This is a genomic window from Chryseobacterium tructae (assembly GCF_030409875.1).
Lineage (GTDB): Bacteria > Bacteroidota > Bacteroidia > Flavobacteriales > Weeksellaceae > Chryseobacterium > Chryseobacterium tructae.
On record NZ_JAUFQR010000001.1, the window covers coordinates 1118042 to 1137973 of the forward strand.

Here is a 19932-nt window from a genome sequence, read left to right on the forward strand (position 1 = left end):
GTAATAAACTCTTTATTTCAAGTGTCTTATACAAAACCATGATTATCAAATTACATGAATAAGATATTACTTTCAGCGGTTATATTGTTACCCACAGCTCTTTTTTCTCAAACTATTGCAGGGAAGATTACACAAACAGGAAAAGCAGCTTCTTACGTTGAAGTTATAGCTATAAAGGATCAGAAAAAACAGACTGCTATTGCCGATGAAAAAGGAAATTATGCATTGAAACTTTCTGAAGACGGGAATTACAGGATAAAATTGGTACAGGATGGAGCAGAAATATCGGAAATCAATGTTACTGTTAAAGGTGATGTAAAAAAAGACTTTTTCATTGAACCTCAAAAAGAGAAACAGCTTGAAGGAGTAACTCTTACGGCCAGAAAAAAACTGATTGAAAGAAAAGCGGACAGATTGGTTTTTAATGTCACCAACTCTGTGGCTTCTCAGGGAATGGATGGAGCAGATGCACTGGCTACCACTCCGTTAGTAAAGATCGATGAAAATACCGGAGTTTCTATTGTTGGAAAAAGTGGGGTATCGGTTATGATTAATGATAGAATACTCAATCTTTCTTCAACCGAACTTATTACTTATCTTAAAAGTTTAAGGTCAGAAAATATAGAAAAGATAGAAGTAATTACCGCTCCTCCGGCTAAATATGAAGCCCAGGGGAATAGTGGTCTTATTAATATTGTTCTGAAGAAAAATCAAAATCTTGGTTGGAGTGGAAGTCTTACCACAAGCTTCCAACAACAGACTTATTCTGGTTTTTCAAACAGTGCAACGATCAATTATCAAAATGAAAAACTACGTTCCTCATTAAAGTTGAGACAAAGCAAATACCAAAAACATTCTTTTGAAAACTACAAGATAACGGGAACAGAAGGACTTAAAAGCCATGATGACAGGAAAGATTTTGGAGATGTATTAGGAGCCAATCTGAGTGTCGATTATCAGCTCAATGGAAAATCAAATGTAGGTTTTATTTATGATTATGGATTTGGACATTCCAATATGGACATAGAGAATACTTCAGATTACTTTCAGAATGATCAGTATACCAATACGCTTTCTACTTATGCTGAACATAGAGGGAAATCTGCACAACATACAATAAGTGCTTATTATGACTTTAAGTTTGGAAAACAGGATAATAAATTGAGTATTACCGGAAATTATTTTTCCAATCTTCCTGAAACGACCATAGATTTTACAACGGTAGAAAACTCTGGAAATGAATTTGTTGTGAAATCTCCATCAATGGTGGATTATAAAATTTATTCCGGACAAGCAGATCTTACCCTGCCTTATGAATTTGCCAAAACAGAAGCTGGAATAAAATTTACCAATTTTGATAATAATTCAAGCATCTTTTACCAAAACTTTGAGAATGGAAGCTATGTAACAGATGTTTCGAAGAGTAATGAATTTAAGTATAATGAGAAAAATTATGCCGCTTATTTCAGTCTTGAGAAATCCTTCAATGAAAAATGGTCGGCAAAAGTGGGGCTTCGCTATGAGTATTCTACGGTGAATGGACACTCTCTTACTTCCGGCCAGCAGTCAGAAAATTCTTATGGCAAGTTTTTCCCGACTGCTTATGTGAGTTATAAAAGTGATGAAAACAATACATTCAGTCTTAATTATTCCAAAAGGATCAACAGGCCAGGGTTCCGTGCGATTAATCCATATCGCTGGTATATCAATGTAAACTCATACTTTACAGGAAATCCTTTTTTACAGCCTTCTATTAATCATAATTTTGAATTTTCTCATGTCTATAAAGGGAAATTATCAACCACGCTTTATTTTCAAAGAACATTGGAAGGTTTTGGTCAATTGGCCAGTCTGTCCGGAGAAAGCAGAACAAGTACTTTCTTCAATTACTATACCCAAAACAGCATAGGTGCTACCATAAACTATTCGGATACTTTTTTCAAACGTTGGGAAACCAATTATTCTGCAGATCTATCTTATACGGATATGGGTGTTTTTACTACTGATGCTTCTTCTAAAAAAGGATATGGTTATGATTTTGATATTCAGAATAATATCTCAATTAATGAAAGGAAAACAGTTCAACTTATTGCCAATTACTGGTTCCGCTTACCTTCCAACTCGGGAAATATACGTTGGGATTTTGTAGGGAATTTTACAGCAGGATTAAAAATGAATCTGATGGATAAAAACTTACAGCTTAATGTGATCGTGTCAGATATTTTTAAGCAGTCAAGAAGTAAAGGAGAGATTTATTATACTACAGGATCTCATTATTTCAATAACTACTATGATGCAAGAAGACTTACTGTATCTGCGACTTATACTTTCGGAAATAAGAAGGTGAAAGGAACAAGTCGTAATGTGAAGTTTGATGAAAAAAATAGAGCGAATTAAGTAAGTCTGGAAGCTGGAAGAGGGAGGATAGAAGTTCTGTCAGGTTATGGGGAGTTGGAAGTTTTTTGATTGTAATTAATAAGTAGGATTGGAAGGTGGATGAAAGAGGAAAGTGCTTTCAGTTATGAATAATTTGCGGTTTGTTGATTGTGGTTAATGTATGAATTGTAAAATTTGATTAAAAAGAATATGACTTATATGATCGAGTTCAATAACTTTCCGCTTCCAGCCTCCCGCTTCCAGCCTCCCGCTTCCTTACTCTTAAACCTCTCCTTCAAATAAGGTATTAAGATATTCCTCCTTATCGCTTTCACTTTTTTCTGTTCCCAGATACTTTTTCCATGCCTGAGATTCATGGTTGACAATACCCATTTCCCAAACGCAATAGGTAGGAAGATGAGTTTTATTTCTGTCCCAGATCTCAAATTTTCCGGTTCCGTCATAATATACGCTTTCCCATAATTCATTTTCACTTCTCCAGGTACAAACCAAAAGAAGATAATTTTCACCACATCGATGCATGATTACAAATCCAAGATCTTCGATATTTTGAAAGTTTTCAGATGCATTTTCAACACATAGTTTAGCATTCTGAATATCCAATGAAGAAATTTTTGCGGGATCTTCAGCAAGATCATACCATTTAAATCTGGTTTTTCCTACATTGAATATTTCTTTTGGTAATGCATATTTGGATGGGTAAGCGGTAGTTTCCATAGATTTTGCTTTGGTGACGGGTGATATCTCATGATAAAAAAAGAGGATAAACAAAATTTTTAACGATCTGATTTATCACCTGATATTATAGATTTTATTGATTCTAAATTACCGAAAAAAAGCGTAAATTTGTAAACAATTTATATTTATATGTTGACGAAAGAAAAGGTTCAGGAATTCCTTAAAGAAATAGAAGTAGACGATTTGGTGAATAATCTTCAGATTGTGGGTAATGATGTTTATATTGACATGACGGCTCATTCACCGGCAATGCACGAAAAGAAAAAGCTGGAAGCTGCCATGAAGCAGGCTTTTGCTAGTGAGTTTGGAGAAGACATTCATTTAAAACTTAAAATCGTTTCTCCGGAACCTAGTGAAATTCAGCAAAGTCAGATTAAAGGAAAACAAATTCCCGGAATTCAAAATATCATCGCTATTGCTTCTGGTAAAGGAGGAGTAGGAAAATCTACAGTTTCTGCAAATATGGCAGTAACGTTAGCTAAAATGGGCTTTAAAGTAGGATTGTTGGATGCTGATATCTACGGGCCTTCAGTTCCTACGATGTTCGATACAGAGGGTGCAAAACCAATTTCTGTAGAAGTGAACGGAAAGAGTATGATGAAGCCTATCGAGAATTATGGGGTGAAAATGCTTTCAATAGGATATTTCTCCGGAGCCAACCAGGCAGTGGTATGGAGAGGACCAATGGCTTCAAAAGCATTAAATCAAATGATCAGAGATGCAGCTTGGGGTGAGTTGGATTTCTTATTAATTGACCTTCCTCCGGGAACAGGTGATATTCACTTATCTATTATCCAGGAAGTACCTGTAACAGGAGCAGTTATTGTAAGTACACCTCAGCACGTTGCTTTAGCAGACGTAAGAAAAGGTATTGCGATGTTCCAGATGGAAAGTATCAATATTCCGGTTCTTGGATTAATCGAAAATATGGCGTATTTTACACCGGAAGAACTTCCTGAGAATAAATATTATATCTTTGGAAATCAAGGAGCACAATATCTGGCAGAAGATCTTGGAATTCCGGTACTAGGAGAAATTCCTTTGATCCAAAGTATCAGAGAGGCAGGAGATGTAGGAAGACCAGCTGCTCTTCAGGAAGATTCTAAAATTTCAGAGATCTATACTGAAACAGCAAGAAAAATGGTAGAAAGTCTTGTAGAGAGAAACAAAAGCCTTCCTCCAACAGAAGCTGTGAAGATCTCCACAATGGCAGGTTGCTCACCAAAGGCAAAATAATAATAACTTTCAATCAAATTGAAAAAACCGAATTGAACTGAAAAAATATGGAAACAAACATAACGCACGAAGATACAGTAACAAGAGTAATGGAAGCTCTGGAAAGCATCAGGCCGTTTTTGAATAAAGATGGTGGTGACATTGAGCTTATTGATGTGAAGGATAATCAGGTTTTTGTAAAACTTCTGGGTAACTGTTCCGGATGCTCGTTGAATTTTTCAACTCTAAAATTAGGGGTAGAAAATACAATCAAACAACATGCGCCGGAAATTGAAAAGGTAGTAAACGTAGAATAACACTCTATCTGAGATATTATAAAAAGACAGGCTTTTGTATAAGGCCTGTCTTTTTTGTTGTTAAAATGTTTTATCTTATTCCAAGAGAACGTTTACGTTGCGTTCTTTAAAGATTTCAATAATGATTTCAAAATCTCTTTTCAGGAGCCTTTTACTTCTATTATGATTTTTCCAATTTACTTCAGTCACTGATTGAACTCCAAAACCTCCATAAAAACAATCAATTAATGCGTTGAAGTTTCTGCCAAAATATCCACCTGGGCCATTAACCGCTTCTCCAATTGCACAATAAAAACCATTTATGTTATCAAATAAATTCCCGTCAAGTTCTATTCGTACGTCTGGGCGATCCGTTTCTGGTTGTTGGATGTGAAGCGCAAAGCCAAGCCATCCCTGTAGTTCTTTTTTATGAAATTTTTTCCATAAATTTTTTTCAATGATTTCATTATTGATATACATTTTCAAAGCTTTCTGATAGCCCAAAGATTCATTCCATACTACACCATTTATTGTTAAATCGTTTTCTTCACATCTTACAATCCTGAAATTAGAAATGAATGTTCCATGCAAAATTTTTTGATTCGAATCTAATGAATAAATAAATCCATTATTCTCTTTATTTTTAATTGATTGTTTGATTTCTTGTTTTGCTTTAGTAGTATCACTAACATTCATCAATTTAATTTTGCGGTAAACGTATCTTGATTTTCTACTTTCTAGAGAATCTACCTCATCTATATAGAAAATAATTTCAGGATCATTACCTGTGTCCAATGCAAATCCAAACATTATGGTTAATAGTTTATTATTTCTATTGTTTTACAACCTTATTTCCCACTCCGGTAAGAGAAGCATTAGGTTTTCCTGATTTTGTCCCCGAGGTTCTATAGTATACCGTATTATTTCCACCTTCTATGTTGACGTTGTCTACTTTATCAATATATACTTTGTTTCCGGTTCCTGAAACTGAAATCTTTCTTGCACTTCCCTTAACAGTTACTGTATTATCACCTCCGGCAACTTCTACATTTCCACCATTAAGAGTATAGTTTAGTTTATGCCCAACGCCGTCAACCTGTATTGTTTTACCGTTAGATTGTTCCACTCCTTTTGTAGATTCTGTTTTTGTGGATTGAGAAAATGCAGTACCTGTTCCCAATAATAGAATTGCTAAAATAGCTCCTGTTTTAATACTTTTCATATGAATTTGGTGTTTGTTAAAGGGTAAATATAAGTACAAAATAATTTTCTCATAGTTAATCAAAAGTTAAATGATTATTTTTTTGAAGATGAAGCGTGTCTATTTAAAAAGTGTAGATAGAATGAATATGGCTTGTACTCTTAATTTGGATTCAGAGATGAATATCCTTGCCGTTTTTAAATTCGAGTTGGCAGCATTATAAAAAAGCCTCTAAAACTAGAGGCTTCAATCAAATCGTAAAAATCTAGATTACTTCACAATAATTCTTTTCAGATGTCCTTCTGAAGTTTTTACAAGGTAGACTCCTGTAGACAGATTGAATGTATTTATTGTTAAAGCATTTTTTTCTTTTCCAATTAGCTTTCCGGACATGTCATATAATTCGTAATCCTGTTTTCTGTTGAAGTATAAAGTATTTCCTTTATTGACAGGATTCGGAAATATATTGAATGTGGCTTTTTCAGATTGTATTTCATTGGTGGCCAAAGTAAGAGGAAGAGATACTTCATACATCGATAAAGTGCCGCTGATTTCATTGGCGATAATAACATAGCCTTTATGGGTAGTCGTATTTTCTGGGGCAATATAAATAATTCCTTCAGGGCCGTTGTCACCTCCATAAGCTGAGGTAGAGCGGGAATGTTTATAATCTGTAAAAGTAGGATTGTTTGGATTCGTAATATTGTAAACCATTACCCCTCCCGTTCTTTCCAGAGTAATGAAGGCATAAGTTGTCCGTTGATGTTTCCAAGAGCAACCCCTTCCGGCTCTGGTCCTTTTGCGCGGCTTCTGCTTTTAATGGTATTAGATTCATTATCAGCATTGAAAATCAATGGATGATTGGCTGCAATATAGCGTTCAAATTGATCTCCACTGTCATACACCTGTTGTTGAGTATCTGCATTAAAAATAGAGAACGAACGAGCTCCTAAAGCAGCGATTTCTTCAAAATCAGCATCACCATCCGTATTTCCTGTAGCAGAAGATACTCTGAATCTCCCCAGATTATGGGATGCTTTTAAAATGTTGGCATTAGGGAAAATAGCAGGATCTAAAGTATAATTGTTGGCTCCTACAGTAGTTCTTTCACTATATCCTGACAGGTCTTTTTCATCTCCTTCATTAGCTGTTACAATATAATTGGTGCTTCCTACTTTATAATTTTGTACAGCATCTGGAAGATAATAGGCTTTTACGGGCCAGTTGGCAATAAGGATTTCACCATTATTATCTGAAGCGTCAAAACCATTCCCGGGAAGGCTCATATCTTTTTTACCCAATCCCCAGATCCTTGTAATATTCTTAGTGATAATATCAACCTCAGCAATGGCATTGTTTTCTTGAAGCGTTACCCAAGCTTTTTGGCTGTCTGCACTTACTGTGATATATTCAGGTTCCAGATCCTGAGATAAAGTATTGTTGGTTCTTACTTTTCTTAAACCGGTAGCCGTTAAAGCAGCAGCCTGAGAATCAAAATTATTAAAATTAAGGGTGGTTACGTTATTTTGGGTAAGAGTAGGAATACCGCCTGAAATATCAATGATACTGATGGTTCCCTCAGTATCTATGGTATAAGCATCATTTGGCTCTCCTTCATTGGCTGTCATTACTTTTGTTCCGTCCGGAGTAAAGGTTATCATATCCGGTAAAGCACCTACGGTTACTTGTTTCAGGAAATTTCCATTGATATCAAAGAAAACTACGGAACCGTTTTGTTGTGGATTAGTATTTGGAGATGCCGCAGCAATAATTCCATTTTTTACAGCAATACTTGTAATCCCGCCATAGGCTGCCATATTGATTGTATTAACAACCGATGGAGAAGTAGGATTACTGAAATCAATAATATCAAAAACATCTGTAAGAGAACTAATAGTAAACAATCGTTGAGTAGCCGGATCATGAACCACAATTTCCGTAGAACTGTTATTGTTTCCGGAAGGATCAAAACTTCCTATATAATTCAGTTTAATTTCATTGGAAGGAACTGGTGCAGGCTTATCATTATCTACAATGAAAATAGTTGCAGAATTGTCCCCTGAGATTGTAGCTCCCGTTGGGCTTTCAAGGCTTACTACAAAATATTCTGCTTTTTGTTCTTCCAAGGTATCATCAATAATAGGGATATTAACTGTATAGCTTGATGTAGAAGAATCTATATTGATGGTTTGATTTGTTAAAGTAAAATCATTGCTATCCGCTGTACTGAAAGGAGCCGGTTTTACAACAAGATTTACTGTTGCTGCAGAAGGATTTGCTACATTAATTTTGAAAGCTAATGTTCCGGCATTTTCATTCACTTTGATGAAATTTTTCTCAAGAGAGATAGAAGTTCCGGCGGTTGTAAATGTAGTAGATGCTACTGTGGTTATAGCATTATCGTTAACATCCTCAACAGTATTAGGTTTAAGAGCCAGATAATACGCCTGGCCCGGCAATAAGCCGGAAGTAGGGATGATAGTGATGGTGTTACTGCTAAAAGCGGTTGTAAAGGGAACTTGTGTACCTGTAGCGTTTCCAAGGCGGAATTCTACAAGATTTTGTGCATTAGAATCGTTTATCGCGGAGTTGTCTGTTAATCTTACATTTTCATTAAAGGAAATAGTAGGATTAACGGTCGTTGAAGCATTATTGGTATTGTTGGCAGGAAGGAAGGTGGTTGTAGGTGGAGTAGTGTCAACGCCTCCTGTCGGTGTTGCATCCACCGTAAAATTATCAAAACGGTTATTGCCTCCTGTTCCGCCCCCTGTTACAGAGAATTCAACCTTTAATTTAAAATTAGGATTATTGGAAACTCCTGCCACTGTGGAGAAATCAAAACTAATTAATTGCGGATTGACATCCTGGGGAGCAACTGTTTGGTACGGAATAAAAGTAGTTCCGTCTGTTGTATATGACCATGCTTGGGTTCCTGCTCCCTGCCCGGATCTTCTTGTTGTAAATTTTACAATGATATTATTGTAGCCCGTTGTTGGCAGATTAAACTGTAATGCACCACCAATAGGATTGTTGAATCTTAAATGTGTTCCGGATGCATCTCCGTTTCTGGCATTTAAATTATCAATATTAAAATTTTGTCCGGTGCCACCAGCGAAATCTATCGCGCTTGTGCCACCAGATAAGGATATTAGAGAACCGTTAATCAATGTAACTGAAGGAGTAGTAATGGCTGCTTCAGAAGCATTATTGTTAAAATTCCAGTAATGGATAAGTGTCTGCCCGAAAAGCCCAGTCTGAAAAAAGAATGCGGCAATGACGGACCCTTTTAAAAGGTAGTTGTTGATCATTTTTGACTTTAATTAGATAAATACAAAAATGAACTTTATGTTTCGTAATTATTTTAATAGAATTTTAAGAAATGTTTAAAAAATAGGTCTGTTTCTGATAGAAGATCAAATAATGGTGTAGTTTAAGATTCAGCTATTTTGTAACCTTGCCGGAAAAATTTAGCATTGTTCCGGATTTAGCATTTTCCAAAGGATGTTTCTGCATGTAGAAATATCCTGAAACTGCAGTTACAACCAAGAGTACAAAAACAACCAGAACAATTCTTTTTAACATGTCTCTCATATCGCTAAATTTTTAATATCTCTAATTTCTAAAGTTGAAGAAGGATATCCTTTTTTTACAGTATTGATCATCGCTTTTCCAACCTCGTGTAAAGTTAGTGATTTTGATGGTAAAAAAATAGGAAAAAACCAAATAAAAGGTTTGAAAAACCATTTTACATGTATTTGGCCTTCAACAGGTTTCATAAATCCGGGTCTGAAATTGTAAGCCGCTTTAAAATTCATTTTTTTCAAAGCATTTTCTGTGCTGCCTTTTACTCTTGCCCACATCAATTTTCCGCTTTCTGTACTGTCGGTGCTAGCTCCGGATACATAATTGAATACCATTTCCGGATTTTGGTGTAAGACAGCTTGTGCAAAATGTAGGGTTGTATCATACGTAATTCTGGTATAATCTTCTTCATTCATTCCCACACTACTGATTCCGGCACAAAAGAAACAGGCATCATACCCTTTAAGATTTTCATCATTGATATCGATGGATAAAAAATCAGAAACAATATATTCTTTCAGTTTTGGATGTTCTTTCCCTGACGGTTTTCGGCTGACACTAAGGATTTCAGAAATATTCGGATTTCCAAGGCATTCCATTAAAACACCTTCACCTACCATTCCTGTAGCTCCAGTAAGAATTATTTTGATTGAGTTCATTGTTTTGCTATTGATAGTTGTATGACGGATGAGAGTGGGGAATTACTTTATTTTTTTTAGATAAAGTAAAAAATAATTGTTATTATACAACTATTATCAGCGCGCATATCAGCATCAATAGGAGCGGGCTTTAGCCCGCTCAATAAATAAAAAAAACAATTCCATTGGCTTCAGCCAAAACCTAAAATACGGTGTATTGAAGGGGCGTATTTCTGTTTATAATGATGGAGAGATTGCACGGCTATGTTTGCAATGAAGGCTGAAAATTGTAAGAAAAAGAAATATTATAGCCCTGATGTTCTATGTTAATTTGCAAATTATTTAAGTTAAAATTTTATCTTTTATATAATCAGAATTATAAGGGACTTTGTTTTTAACTACTCCAAAGCATATTCTTAAAAGTTTATTGCATACAGCGATGAGTGCTGCTTTTTTAGGTTTTCCTTTAGCTAACAACCTTAAATAAAGTTCTTTACAATGGGGATTGTGTTTAATCGCCGTCCATGAACACACATACAATAAACTTCGTATATGAGTCTTGGAAGTGCGACATTTTCCAGGAGAATACGATTTTTTTCCAGATTGATATATTCTAGGAGCTAAACCAAAATACTTAACTAATGATTGTGCTGAATTAAAATTTTTAAATCCTGAAGTAGCCGTCATCAATTGTAAAGAGGTTTTTTCTCCAATTCCGGAAAACGGACTGTATAAGTTCTTTAGTTTTTCTTAAAGTCTTTATCCTGAAGTTGGGGAAGGCGCTTTTCTACTTCTTTGATTTCTTTATCCAAATGCTTAAGCTTTCTTTCATAATGCTTCTCAGTATCTGGATTAATTTGTGAATGGTAGCGTAATGCTTTAAGTCTTGCAGCATAACGTCGCTTCTCCTCTTCGAGATCAGTCAGAAGTTTGATCTCCTGATCCAGATATTCTATCTCCATGCTTTTGGGTACATAAAGAGCGGGGCTGAACATCTCTCCATAGAGCCTGATTAATCTGGCATCTTCCGCATCTGTTTTTTACTGATTATATTTTTTTCATTCTTGCAAAAATGCTTTACAGACATACAATTGATCAGACTTACTTCTAATCCATGGCTCAAGGATAAATGAAGAATACGGCTGCTGAAATTCCCGGTTGCTTCAATAACAAGGCTATACTCTTGGGATGATATTTTTTTCTTATAAAAAGAAAGAATCGAACGCTGGTTATTTTTCTATATTGAAAAACACATTCTTGATTTTTGTTCATTAATAAAGCTTAGCGTTAAAAAAATTTAGCGCCAACATCAACACCGATAACTTTTTTGATATTTTTTTGACATAAGCAATGACTTTATTAAAGAGGTTTTTTCTTCTGATCCATCATGGTAAAAAGTTATTACCAAACAATGTTCTATCCGGATTTAGAAGAAAAACAGCAGCAGGGGGGGATAAAATCAGGGGCGATATCTAGTATCTGAGAAGCGTCTGCCTTAATCCTGCTGCTTTTACTCTTTAGGTTTAATTTTTACACTAATTTACTCAAGTATTTTAAGTAATGTAAACTTACCATTATAGCGGCATCCTTTTTCTGCTTTGGGTTTGAAAGGTGCAGGCGAAAAAGATAAAGCGGAAAGCAGGAAATAGCTTCTAAAAAAACAAAACCGGACGAAAACTGTCCGGTTTTAATGAAATTATGCTTTAAAAACTATTTCTTATGTTGTAATTTACTGTAAATATTTTGGATCAAACCATCTGCTACAGAGATTTTCGGAACAAAAATTTTATTAATATCCGACCAGGCCATTACATTATTGAAAATACTCAGGGCATGCACCAATACATCGGCTCTATCTTCCCTTAGACTATATTGGGTCATTCTCTCTTCTACTGAAAGTTCATTGAATTCTTTGTGAACCTTTTTCAGATGAGATAATGACATGGGCTTTCCGTCTTTGGTTTTGCTCATGGAGAATACTTTATTGATGTTTCCTCCTGACCCAATGGCTACAATCGGTTTTTTGCTGACAATATTTTTTTTGATCTCGTCCTTCATTTCTTTCCAGTTATCTAAGGTAACCAGATTGTTGAGAAGACGGATTGTTCCGATATTGAACGATCTTTCATAGAGCATTTTACCATTTTCATAGAATGTAAGCTCTGTGGAACCACCACCTACATCAATGTATAAATAGGCAAATTCTTTGTCAAGACCTTCAGCGACATGATTTTCATAAATTAGAGTTGCTTCTTCATCTCCTGAAATGATCTCAATATTAATTCCGGAAGCTTCCTTTACCTGCCTGATAATTTCATCACCATTGGCGGCATCACGCATAGCACTGGTAGCACAGGCTCTGTAATGGTCTACTTTATAGATCTTCATCAGATCACCGAAGATCTTCATGGAATCTACGACCATTTTTCTCTTTCGGGGCCTATCTTTCCGATGGTAAACACATCCATACCTAATCTCAGAGGAATTCTCAGAAGATTCAGTTTGATGAATTCTGGTTTTCTATTGTTTATTTTTACTTCATTAATGAGAAGTCTGGCGGCATTACTTCCTATGTCTATTGCTGCGATCTTCATTTTTTGCTTGTTTTAGCTTTTAAATATTTATAGGTTTCTATTTGCGATCGACATTCTTTTTTATCATTCCTTATATATTCATTGCTCAGCTTTTTGTCTAAAATCCTTGCTTTTACATTATCATGGAGTTGGATATCAAGAATATCTTTTAATTCTTTTTTAAGGTTCTTGTCGGTTATTTTAGCTGCAGCTTCAATTCTATAATCAAGATTTCTGGTCATCCAGTCGGCGGAAGAAATATACATATCTTCAGCACCCTTATTGTAGAAATACATAACTCTGGCATGTTCCAGATATTCGTCTACAATACTAATGGCTTTAATTTTCTCTTTAAATTCTTTTTGGTTAACGGCACAGTAAATTCCTCTTACAATCAGTCGAATGGTTACTCCTACGGTGGCAGCATCGTATAGTTTTTCTATTAATAATCTGTCACTTAATGAATTAACTTTAACGATGATCTCTGCTTTTCTTCCTGCTTTAGCTTCTTCAATCTCCTTATCAATATGGTGAACAATCTTTTCACGCATAAATTGGGGGCAAACTAATAAATTTTTACAAGTTTTCAAAATCGGAAGGAAATCATCTTTCGGTTTTTTCAGTATATTGAACACTTTATTGATGTCTGCCATAATGCCTCGGTCAGAAGTCAGAAGCAAATGATCACCATAAATTCTTGCTGTTTTTTCATTAAAATTCCCGGTACTTACAAATCCATATTGGATGGTTTTGTTGTGAGCTCTCTTTTTAATCACACAAAGCTTGGCATGAACTTTTTTGCCCGGCAGTCCAATAAGTACGGTAATTCCTTCCGGTTCCAGCATTTCTTTCCATTCCAGATTCGATTCCTCATCAAACCTTGCCTGGAGTTCAAGCATTACAGTAACTTCTTTCCCATTTCTTGCCGCATAGATTAATGCATTACTGATCTTTGAGTTGCTGGCCAGTCTGTACGCTGTGATCTGTATCGATTTTACATCCGGATCCATAGCTGCTTCACGCAGAAGATCAATCACCGGATTGTATTTATGGTAAGGGAAAGTAAGAAGTACATCTTCTTTCATGATAACATCTGTCACTCTTTCCCCATGTTCAAATGCCTGATGAGTGAAAGAAGTTCGTTCCACAGGTCTTTCGTACTTTCGAAAACATCAGGAAAGTCCATGAAATGTTTGAAATTGTGAATCTTTCCTCCCGGAATAATACTGTCCTTCTTCGTTAAGTTCAGCTTTCTGATCAAAAGTTCCAGCAAAGCCTTATCCATATCTTTATCAAAAACAAATCGGGTAGGTTTCCCTTTTCTACGGTTTTTGAGTCCTTTTTCTATTTTTTCTGCGAAATTGGTTCGAATGTCATTGTCAAGATCCAGTTCTGCATCTTTGGTTACTTTAAAAGCATTAGCTGCAAATTCATCATATCCGAAATAAGAGAAAATGTGTGGTAAATTGAAGGTAATTACATCTTCCAGAAGCATTACATTTTTTTCTTCAGGATCTTCAGTAGGAAGTAATACAAATCGTCCTACAAAACGGGAAGGAATTTCGATAATGGCATAGTTGCTAGAATATTGCCAGTCTTTCTTCCTCATGGCAACCCCAAGATAGAGACTCTTATCTCTCATGTAAGGCATTGGAGTATTCTCATGAAGAAGGATTGGAATCACATTGGATTCAACCACTTCATCAAAATAGTTTCGGACAAAATCCTTTTGTTGTGCAGTTAGATTTCTGGAATTCTTAATGAAAACCTTATGATCCGCCATTTCGGTCTGGATCTTTTTCCATGTTTTATCGAAATTCAGCTGCTGGCTCATTACTATTTCATTGATTCGCTGAAGAATTTTGGAAGGTGGCTGGTAAAAGGATTCGGCAATAACCTTTTCCTTAAAATCCATAGCACGCTTTAATCCGGCAACACGTACCCGGAAGAACTCATCCAGGTTGTTGGAGAAGATTCCAAGAAAACGTATTCTTAAATGTAAAGGAACTTTTTCATCCATGGCTTCCTGTAAAACCCTTTCATTAAAGGCTAACCATGTAATATCTCGTGGATTAAAGTGTAATGACATTCTAAATGTGTATATTTTATCAAAAGTAATAATTCGTACAGATTCTGTCTCTATTTCTTAGGTTAAACTTTGATTAATTTTAACAATCAAAAAAGATCTCTTTCTATTGATGGATATTACTAACTTTTCTGGCAGCATTCTATTGATATTTATCCATTAAGTATTATTCATAGAATACGATTAATTTGTCTTATGTATTCCATGTAGTGTGATTTATTTGTGCCGTTTTATTATATTATGAACATAAACACTAAAACAACACAAATGATATACTTTCTAATCTCCTCTGCATGAGGTATTCCTGCATTATCCCTCATAAGCTATTCTAGCTTATAGAAGGGAAAACTAGCTATCAGACATTCAACGAATACTAAAGAAGTCTCTTTTTGGGGAGACTGGAAAAATATTTTTAAAAACACACAAATGAAAAGTAAAACTATTGAAAATGAAATTCCCTCCAATGAGGGGTATTCAAAATTAAAAAAAGCAGCCTTTGTACAAGAGAGCAATGCTAAAAGTATTTCTGATCATCAGTTGGCAGGAATCAATCGGGTGGTAAAACTTGAAGTTCATGCCAATGGAAAGGCTGTTGCTCATTTCAAACATTTCAAATTGATCCAAAGTGCTACGAAACATCATGAATTTGAAATTATCCTTGCCCATGACAGCCTGGAAAACAGACAGACTCAAAATCTGGAAGATGCTCATAAACTGCTGGGAAAAAGATTGACCGCTACTTTCTCTTATAAAGATGTTGAAAATACTCCCAGTATGTCATTCGTAGGAGTGATTACTCAGGTAGGATTTAGCCGGGAAAAGACAAGTCTGGGAGATATTGTTCTTAAAGGGCAAAGTCCAACGATTTTGCTCGATGGAGCTCCTCACACTCAGAGTTTTGGCGGGAATCAACCAGTGAATATGGGAATTATTGCCAATGAAGTGATCAAACAGGGATTAGACCGTTCTGAGTTTGATTTTAATATTGATACTCATGACAACTCCCAGATCCTGTACAGCAGCCAATATGAAGAAACCCATTACAATTATCTGGCAAGGATGGCTGAAGCTTATGGAGAACAGTTCTTTTATGATGGGTATGTTCTCCACTTTGGAAAGCTTCCCAAATCCGGTAGTCAGCATATCCAATTAATCGAAGGAAGTAATGTAAATGACGTAAAAATAGAACTCAAAGCTGTACCTATTAAACCTCAGTTTTATGGGTATAACAGTAATGAAAATGAAAAATTAACCTCGGGAGATACTTCTGTAAAACACCTTGGAGATCTGGCCAAAACGGCTTATAACAATAATGACAAAATTTATAAAACACCTTCTTTAAAGGTTGCTCCCATCAGGGCAGTCACTCATCTCGATGTAGAATATTCGCAAAAGAGTGCGTCTGGAAGTAAAGCTGTAGAAGTGATGAATGTTTCAGGTTCTGCTTCCATTCCATTCCTTCATCCGGGATGTGTAGCAGATATCAAAATACGCGAGCAGGATTCCAATAAAACCCGTCATCTTACTACACTTATGATTACTGAAACAGTTCATGAGGTAAATGCCCGAGGGTATTATACCGGAAGCTTTGAAGCGATAGCCGAAGGAACAGGATATATGCCTCAGCCGGAGTTTTATACTCCAAGACCGGAACCTCAGATTGCAACGGTGGTTTCCAATACAGATCCTTCAGGACAAGGAAGGATCAGCGTAAAGTTTGAATGGCAGCTGAATGAAACCACTGACTTTATCCGCATGATGAGCCCTGATGCAGGCGGAACGAATCAGATTACGCAAATAGAGGCTATGTAGCCATCCCTGAAGTGGGAGATCAGGTTATGGTAAATTTCCAACACGGACATCCTGACAGACCTTTTGTCATGGGAGCTATGTTTCACGGGGGAACAGGTCTTGGCGGCGGAGTCAATAATCATATGCGCTCTATACAAACCAAGTCCGGAATAAAAATTCTGATGAATGATAACGAAGGAAGTGCCAACATCATTGATCCAAGCGGAAATAATTACCTGATGGACGGGCAGGGAAATATTATCATGACTGCACCCAACGATATTACCTTCAATGCAGGTGGTAACTTATCTATTAATGTGGGACAAAATATGAGTACAACCGTTCAGATGAACTCCAGCGAATCTATCGGGGTCAATAAATCCCTGAGCGTAGGCATGATGAATATGCTGACCGTAGGAAAAGATTTTGTCACCAATGTGATTGGAAAACTTACCCATTATGTAAAAGGAGATATGGAAACTTATGGTAAAAAAGAGCATAAAACTATTTCTCTGGAAGAAATGCAGGTAAGCAGTGGAAATAAAATAGAACATCACGCAGAAAAGGAACTAAACAACAACAGCAATGAGAAATCTAAAAACCACTAATCAACTTAGTAAGGAAAACATTTTAATACCGCTATCATGAGCATAGAATATTTTGTAGAAGGAAAGATAAAAATTGACGTAAAAGGAGATTATCTGGTGTTTTCTAAAGGAGACATTACCTTCAATTGTGTAAACGCTCTGGAACAATCGGCAACAGAATCCGGGGTTAGTTATAATAAAGCGAGAACAATACATCCTAATGATAGTCCCGTTAACTTATTGGAGGTGAGCCTCAATCTTTTTTTTGATGGGACGCAAAATAACAAGACCAATACCGATCTTGGAAAAGATTATGAGGAATCTAATCACGATGATGACAGTTATACCAATGATTATTCTAATGTGGCAAGAGGTTTTGATGCTATAGATCCAAATATTGAACATCAATATGCTGTATATATAGAAGGAATTGGAACTAAAGATGGGGAAAGTGAAATGCATTTATGGGGGAATATTCCTAATACAGGGATTTTATTTGGTACAGATGGGCGTGGAGTGAGGGCAAAAGTGACCAAAGGCTGTGTGGAAGCAGGAAAAAAATTAGCAAAATATACACAGAAAGACATTCATTTGACGGTAAACGTATTTGGTTTTAGCCGTGGGGCTACTGCTGCTAGGCATTTTCTGCATATCGCGACTAACCGTGCCAGAATACTTAAAGGATCTAGTAAAGATGGGATGGCCATTCCTCCTCATGAAGCAGAAGGAAAACGAATAAAAGTGAGGTTAGATGATAGCCTTGTGCTGAACTATGGCTATTTTGGAGCCTGTTTAAGATATTGGAATGTGGAACCTAAAAGAATAACATTCAACTTTGCCGGGTTGTACGATACAGTGGCCTCTTATGGATTGGATCATCGTCCAAAGTCGATAGCAGGAGTTCCTATTATTCATGGGGATACGAAACAGCTTGGGCTAGATGCGGTGAAAAAAGCCTATTTTACTTTACAGATTGCGGCTGATAATGAATACCGTGATAATTTCGATTTAACGGACATTGACAGTACAGGAGTAAAGGGGTTACAATTTATATTACCTGGTGTACATTCTGATATTGGAGGATGTTATGTGAATCGGAATGAGGAAAAAGTAGATTTATATACGGAAAGAGAAAATGAAGGCAGAAGGTGTGAACAATTCAGAAAAATCTTGATAGAGGAAGGCTGGTATACTCCGGAAGAAATTGAAATAAAAAAAATTATGTCTGTACACAAATATGGTGTGAATACAGAATACATATTAGTAGGAACACGAAGACCATTTAATACTTATGATAAGGTCTCGCTCAATACAATGTTTTATTACTCAAGTCAAGAACAGTTTGGAGTTAAATATAAACAAAAGATGATTGATAGTCACAAAATCACAGATCCTTTCCTAATTGAAATGCATAATCAGTTAAAAAATTATATGAATGCTTGTAGTACATTACGAAATACTTATATAGCAGAATTCAACAGAAGTAATTCATCGGGAGACTACTTAACAAAAATAAAAACTATACATTATGAAGATTTTGTAGATTTAGATCAGCTTAAAATATTAAGAAATAAATACCTTCACTGGTCTGCCAGTGCTACTAAAATAGGATATGGGCCAAGAGTAGGAAAAATTACCAATGCTAAAGAGCGTACAAGAAATATACAAGATGGATAAGATAAATCGTAAAATACAATACCTCATACAAAGCATATTATATACTGTATTATGCTTCAATTTAACACAATGTCAAAAGATGGATGATAAAAAAATGGCTTTCCATGTGGAAATATCGCAGCCTGATAATAAATATGAAGTTACCCCTGTATTTGATAAAATAAAAACCTTGGAAGGAAACAGAGCTGGATTACCTTATGGAAGTTCTTCAGGAAGATGGGGGGATTCGGGGAAATCATGGACAGAACAATACGGAACGCCTATTGGAGCAGATATTACTTATTATGCTGATTATGAAACAAGTATTATCATCTGGATGTAGATTTTCCAGTGGATACCATAAAGGATTATATGGAACGAGCTTATTCCAGAGTAGAGGATCAGAAAGGAGAAACTCAGGAATATAAAAGATTAGGGAGAGGTTTTGAATCTGGAGGAGGAAAAGCTTATGATAGCTTTTCTACATTAGTTTTTGGTTTTGCTCCCAAAGGGATGGTGGTAGTATGGCTTAATTTTGGGAATACCCGCATTGAATTGGGGCGTTACCAGGCTCAGCCTGTAACAGATTCAGTAGAAATTGCCAAAGCAAAAGAAAAATACCTGGCAATGTACCGTATAACTCCGGAGCGTTATACAGAGTCCCAGAAAGAATATTTCATTCCTGATACAAGCCCTAAAGAATGGGACGATTACAGACAGCGTTACCATTGGCGTCCGGTGGTAACCTCTACAAATCCTAAATTTAGGTTGTTTGAAGTTCTCAATTATACTTATAATGGGGAAAAAGAAGGGGCATTGAGACCGTGGGTTTTAAATATACCTTATAAAGAAAGAGCGATTCCACAGGAAATGGTATTTACATGGGAGACCGGAAAAGAAAAACAGGAACAGCGAAATGCGCGTGCTTTTTTCAACTGGGAAAAGACCAACGAAGCCTTCAAACAAGCAGGAAATAAGATCGATATGCAGGTGAAAATTGCTCCGGACAATGATTCTATAGAAATCTTACTCAATGGTAAACCTTTGGAAATAGAGAGTATCCGTATTTACCAATGGTCAGGGGATTATAAGGAAAGTTATAAGTAATCTAAATATTGACATTTGAAAATGGATAGTAGATGTATTTTGAAGAGTATTTTGTGCTTTATATT

Annotated in this window: 17 protein-coding genes and 2 pseudogenes; 8 read left to right on the top strand and 11 right to left on the bottom strand. The window is 35.9% G+C overall.

Annotation, left to right across the window (positions count from 1 at the left end; genetic code table 11):
• Positions 1–54: 54 nt before the first annotated feature.
• Entirely contained in the window at positions 55–2397 is a 2343-nt protein-coding gene (locus QWZ06_RS05410) for a TonB-dependent receptor (protein WP_290296263.1), read from the top strand.
• Positions 2398–2658: 261 nt separating this feature from the next.
• Here the strand turns inward: QWZ06_RS05410 and QWZ06_RS05415 are convergent, their stop codons facing one another.
• Positions 2659–3114 (bottom strand): hypothetical protein, encoded by a 456-nt coding sequence (locus QWZ06_RS05415; protein WP_290296265.1) that lies wholly within the window; start codon positions 3112–3114, stop codon positions 2659–2661.
• Between the two features lie 150 nt (positions 3115–3264).
• Here QWZ06_RS05415 and QWZ06_RS05420 point away from each other — a divergent pair, with 150 nt between their 5' ends.
• On the top strand, positions 3265–4371 hold the full coding sequence (locus tag QWZ06_RS05420; protein ID WP_290296266.1) for an Mrp/NBP35 family ATP-binding protein: 1107 nt from the start codon (positions 3265–3267) through the stop codon (positions 4369–4371).
• Positions 4372–4418: 47 nt separating this feature from the next.
• The gene (locus QWZ06_RS05425) at positions 4419–4667 is read left to right on the top strand and encodes a NifU family protein (protein ID WP_045500144.1); all 249 of its coding nucleotides are present in this window, start codon (positions 4419–4421) and stop codon (positions 4665–4667) included.
• Positions 4668–4742: 75 nt separating this feature from the next.
• Here the strand turns inward: QWZ06_RS05425 and QWZ06_RS05430 are convergent, their stop codons facing one another.
• The 10 genes and pseudogenes from QWZ06_RS05430 to ppk1 all read right to left on the bottom strand — a co-directional run bounded on the left by QWZ06_RS05430 (position 4743) and on the right by ppk1 (position 14729).
• Positions 4743–5456 carry a barstar family protein gene (locus QWZ06_RS05430; RefSeq protein ID WP_290296267.1) on the bottom strand — a complete coding sequence of 238 codons (714 nt, stop codon included), beginning with the start codon at positions 5454–5456 and terminating at the stop codon, positions 4743–4745.
• Positions 5457–5478: 22 nt separating this feature from the next.
• Positions 5479–5868 (bottom strand): DUF3060 domain-containing protein, encoded by a 390-nt coding sequence (locus tag QWZ06_RS05435; RefSeq protein ID WP_290296269.1) that lies wholly within the window; start codon positions 5866–5868, stop codon positions 5479–5481.
• A gap of 249 nt (positions 5869–6117) precedes the next feature.
• On the bottom strand, positions 6118–6561 hold the full coding sequence (locus QWZ06_RS28290; RefSeq protein ID WP_290296270.1) for a T9SS type A sorting domain-containing protein: 444 nt from the start codon (positions 6559–6561) through the stop codon (positions 6118–6120).
• A complete protein-coding gene (locus QWZ06_RS05445; RefSeq protein ID WP_290296272.1) occupies positions 6561–9155 on the bottom strand; it encodes a choice-of-anchor I family protein in 2595 nt (864 codons plus the stop codon). Before QWZ06_RS05445 ends, QWZ06_RS28290 begins: the two co-directional genes overlap by 1 nt.
• 133 nt (positions 9156–9288) lie before the next feature.
• Positions 9289–9438: a hypothetical protein gene (locus QWZ06_RS05450; protein ID WP_290296274.1), complete on the bottom strand. Its 150-nt coding sequence runs from the start codon at positions 9436–9438 to the stop codon at positions 9289–9291.
• A complete protein-coding gene (locus QWZ06_RS05455) occupies positions 9435–10088 on the bottom strand; it encodes an NAD-dependent epimerase/dehydratase family protein (protein ID WP_290296276.1) in 654 nt (217 codons plus the stop codon). The genes QWZ06_RS05450 and QWZ06_RS05455 overlap by 4 nt, the downstream gene beginning before the upstream one ends.
• A 321-nt stretch (positions 10089–10409) precedes the next feature.
• Positions 10410–10781: a transposase gene (locus QWZ06_RS05460; RefSeq protein WP_290301302.1), complete on the bottom strand. Its 372-nt coding sequence runs from the start codon at positions 10779–10781 to the stop codon at positions 10410–10412.
• Between the two features lie 26 nt (positions 10782–10807).
• The gene (locus QWZ06_RS05465; RefSeq protein ID WP_290296277.1) at positions 10808–11029 is read right to left on the bottom strand and encodes a hypothetical protein; all 222 of its coding nucleotides are present in this window, start codon (positions 11027–11029) and stop codon (positions 10808–10810) included.
• Between the two features lie 748 nt (positions 11030–11777).
• A pseudogene (locus tag QWZ06_RS05470) lies at positions 11778–12661 on the bottom strand (Ppx/GppA phosphatase family protein).
• Positions 12658–14729 (bottom strand): annotated as a pseudogene (ppk1, locus tag QWZ06_RS05475) (polyphosphate kinase 1). Before ppk1 ends, QWZ06_RS05470 begins: the two co-directional pseudogenes overlap by 4 nt.
• Before the next feature lie 423 nt (positions 14730–15152).
• Here ppk1 and QWZ06_RS05480 point away from each other — a divergent pair.
• The 5 genes from QWZ06_RS05480 (at position 15153) to QWZ06_RS05495 (ending at position 19867) form a co-directional block, all read left to right on the top strand.
• Positions 15153–16538: a phage baseplate assembly protein V gene (locus QWZ06_RS05480; protein WP_353959935.1), complete on the top strand. Its 1386-nt coding sequence runs from the start codon at positions 15153–15155 to the stop codon at positions 16536–16538.
• An 11-nt stretch (positions 16539–16549) separates the two neighbouring features.
• Complete coding sequence (locus QWZ06_RS27720; RefSeq protein ID WP_353959936.1) at positions 16550–17125, top strand: hypothetical protein; 576 nt, start codon at positions 16550–16552, stop codon at positions 17123–17125.
• A 36-nt stretch (positions 17126–17161) separates the two neighbouring features.
• Positions 17162–18781 (top strand): phospholipase effector Tle1 domain-containing protein, encoded by a 1620-nt coding sequence (locus QWZ06_RS05485; protein ID WP_290296278.1) that lies wholly within the window; start codon positions 17162–17164, stop codon positions 18779–18781.
• Between the two features lie 79 nt (positions 18782–18860).
• Positions 18861–19103, top strand: a complete 243-nt coding sequence (locus QWZ06_RS05490; protein ID WP_290296279.1) for a hypothetical protein — start codon at positions 18861–18863, stop codon at positions 19101–19103.
• Between the two features lie 29 nt (positions 19104–19132).
• Complete coding sequence (locus tag QWZ06_RS05495) at positions 19133–19867, top strand: DUF2931 family protein (RefSeq protein ID WP_290296281.1); 735 nt, start codon at positions 19133–19135, stop codon at positions 19865–19867.
• Positions 19868–19932: the final 65 nt, after the last annotated feature.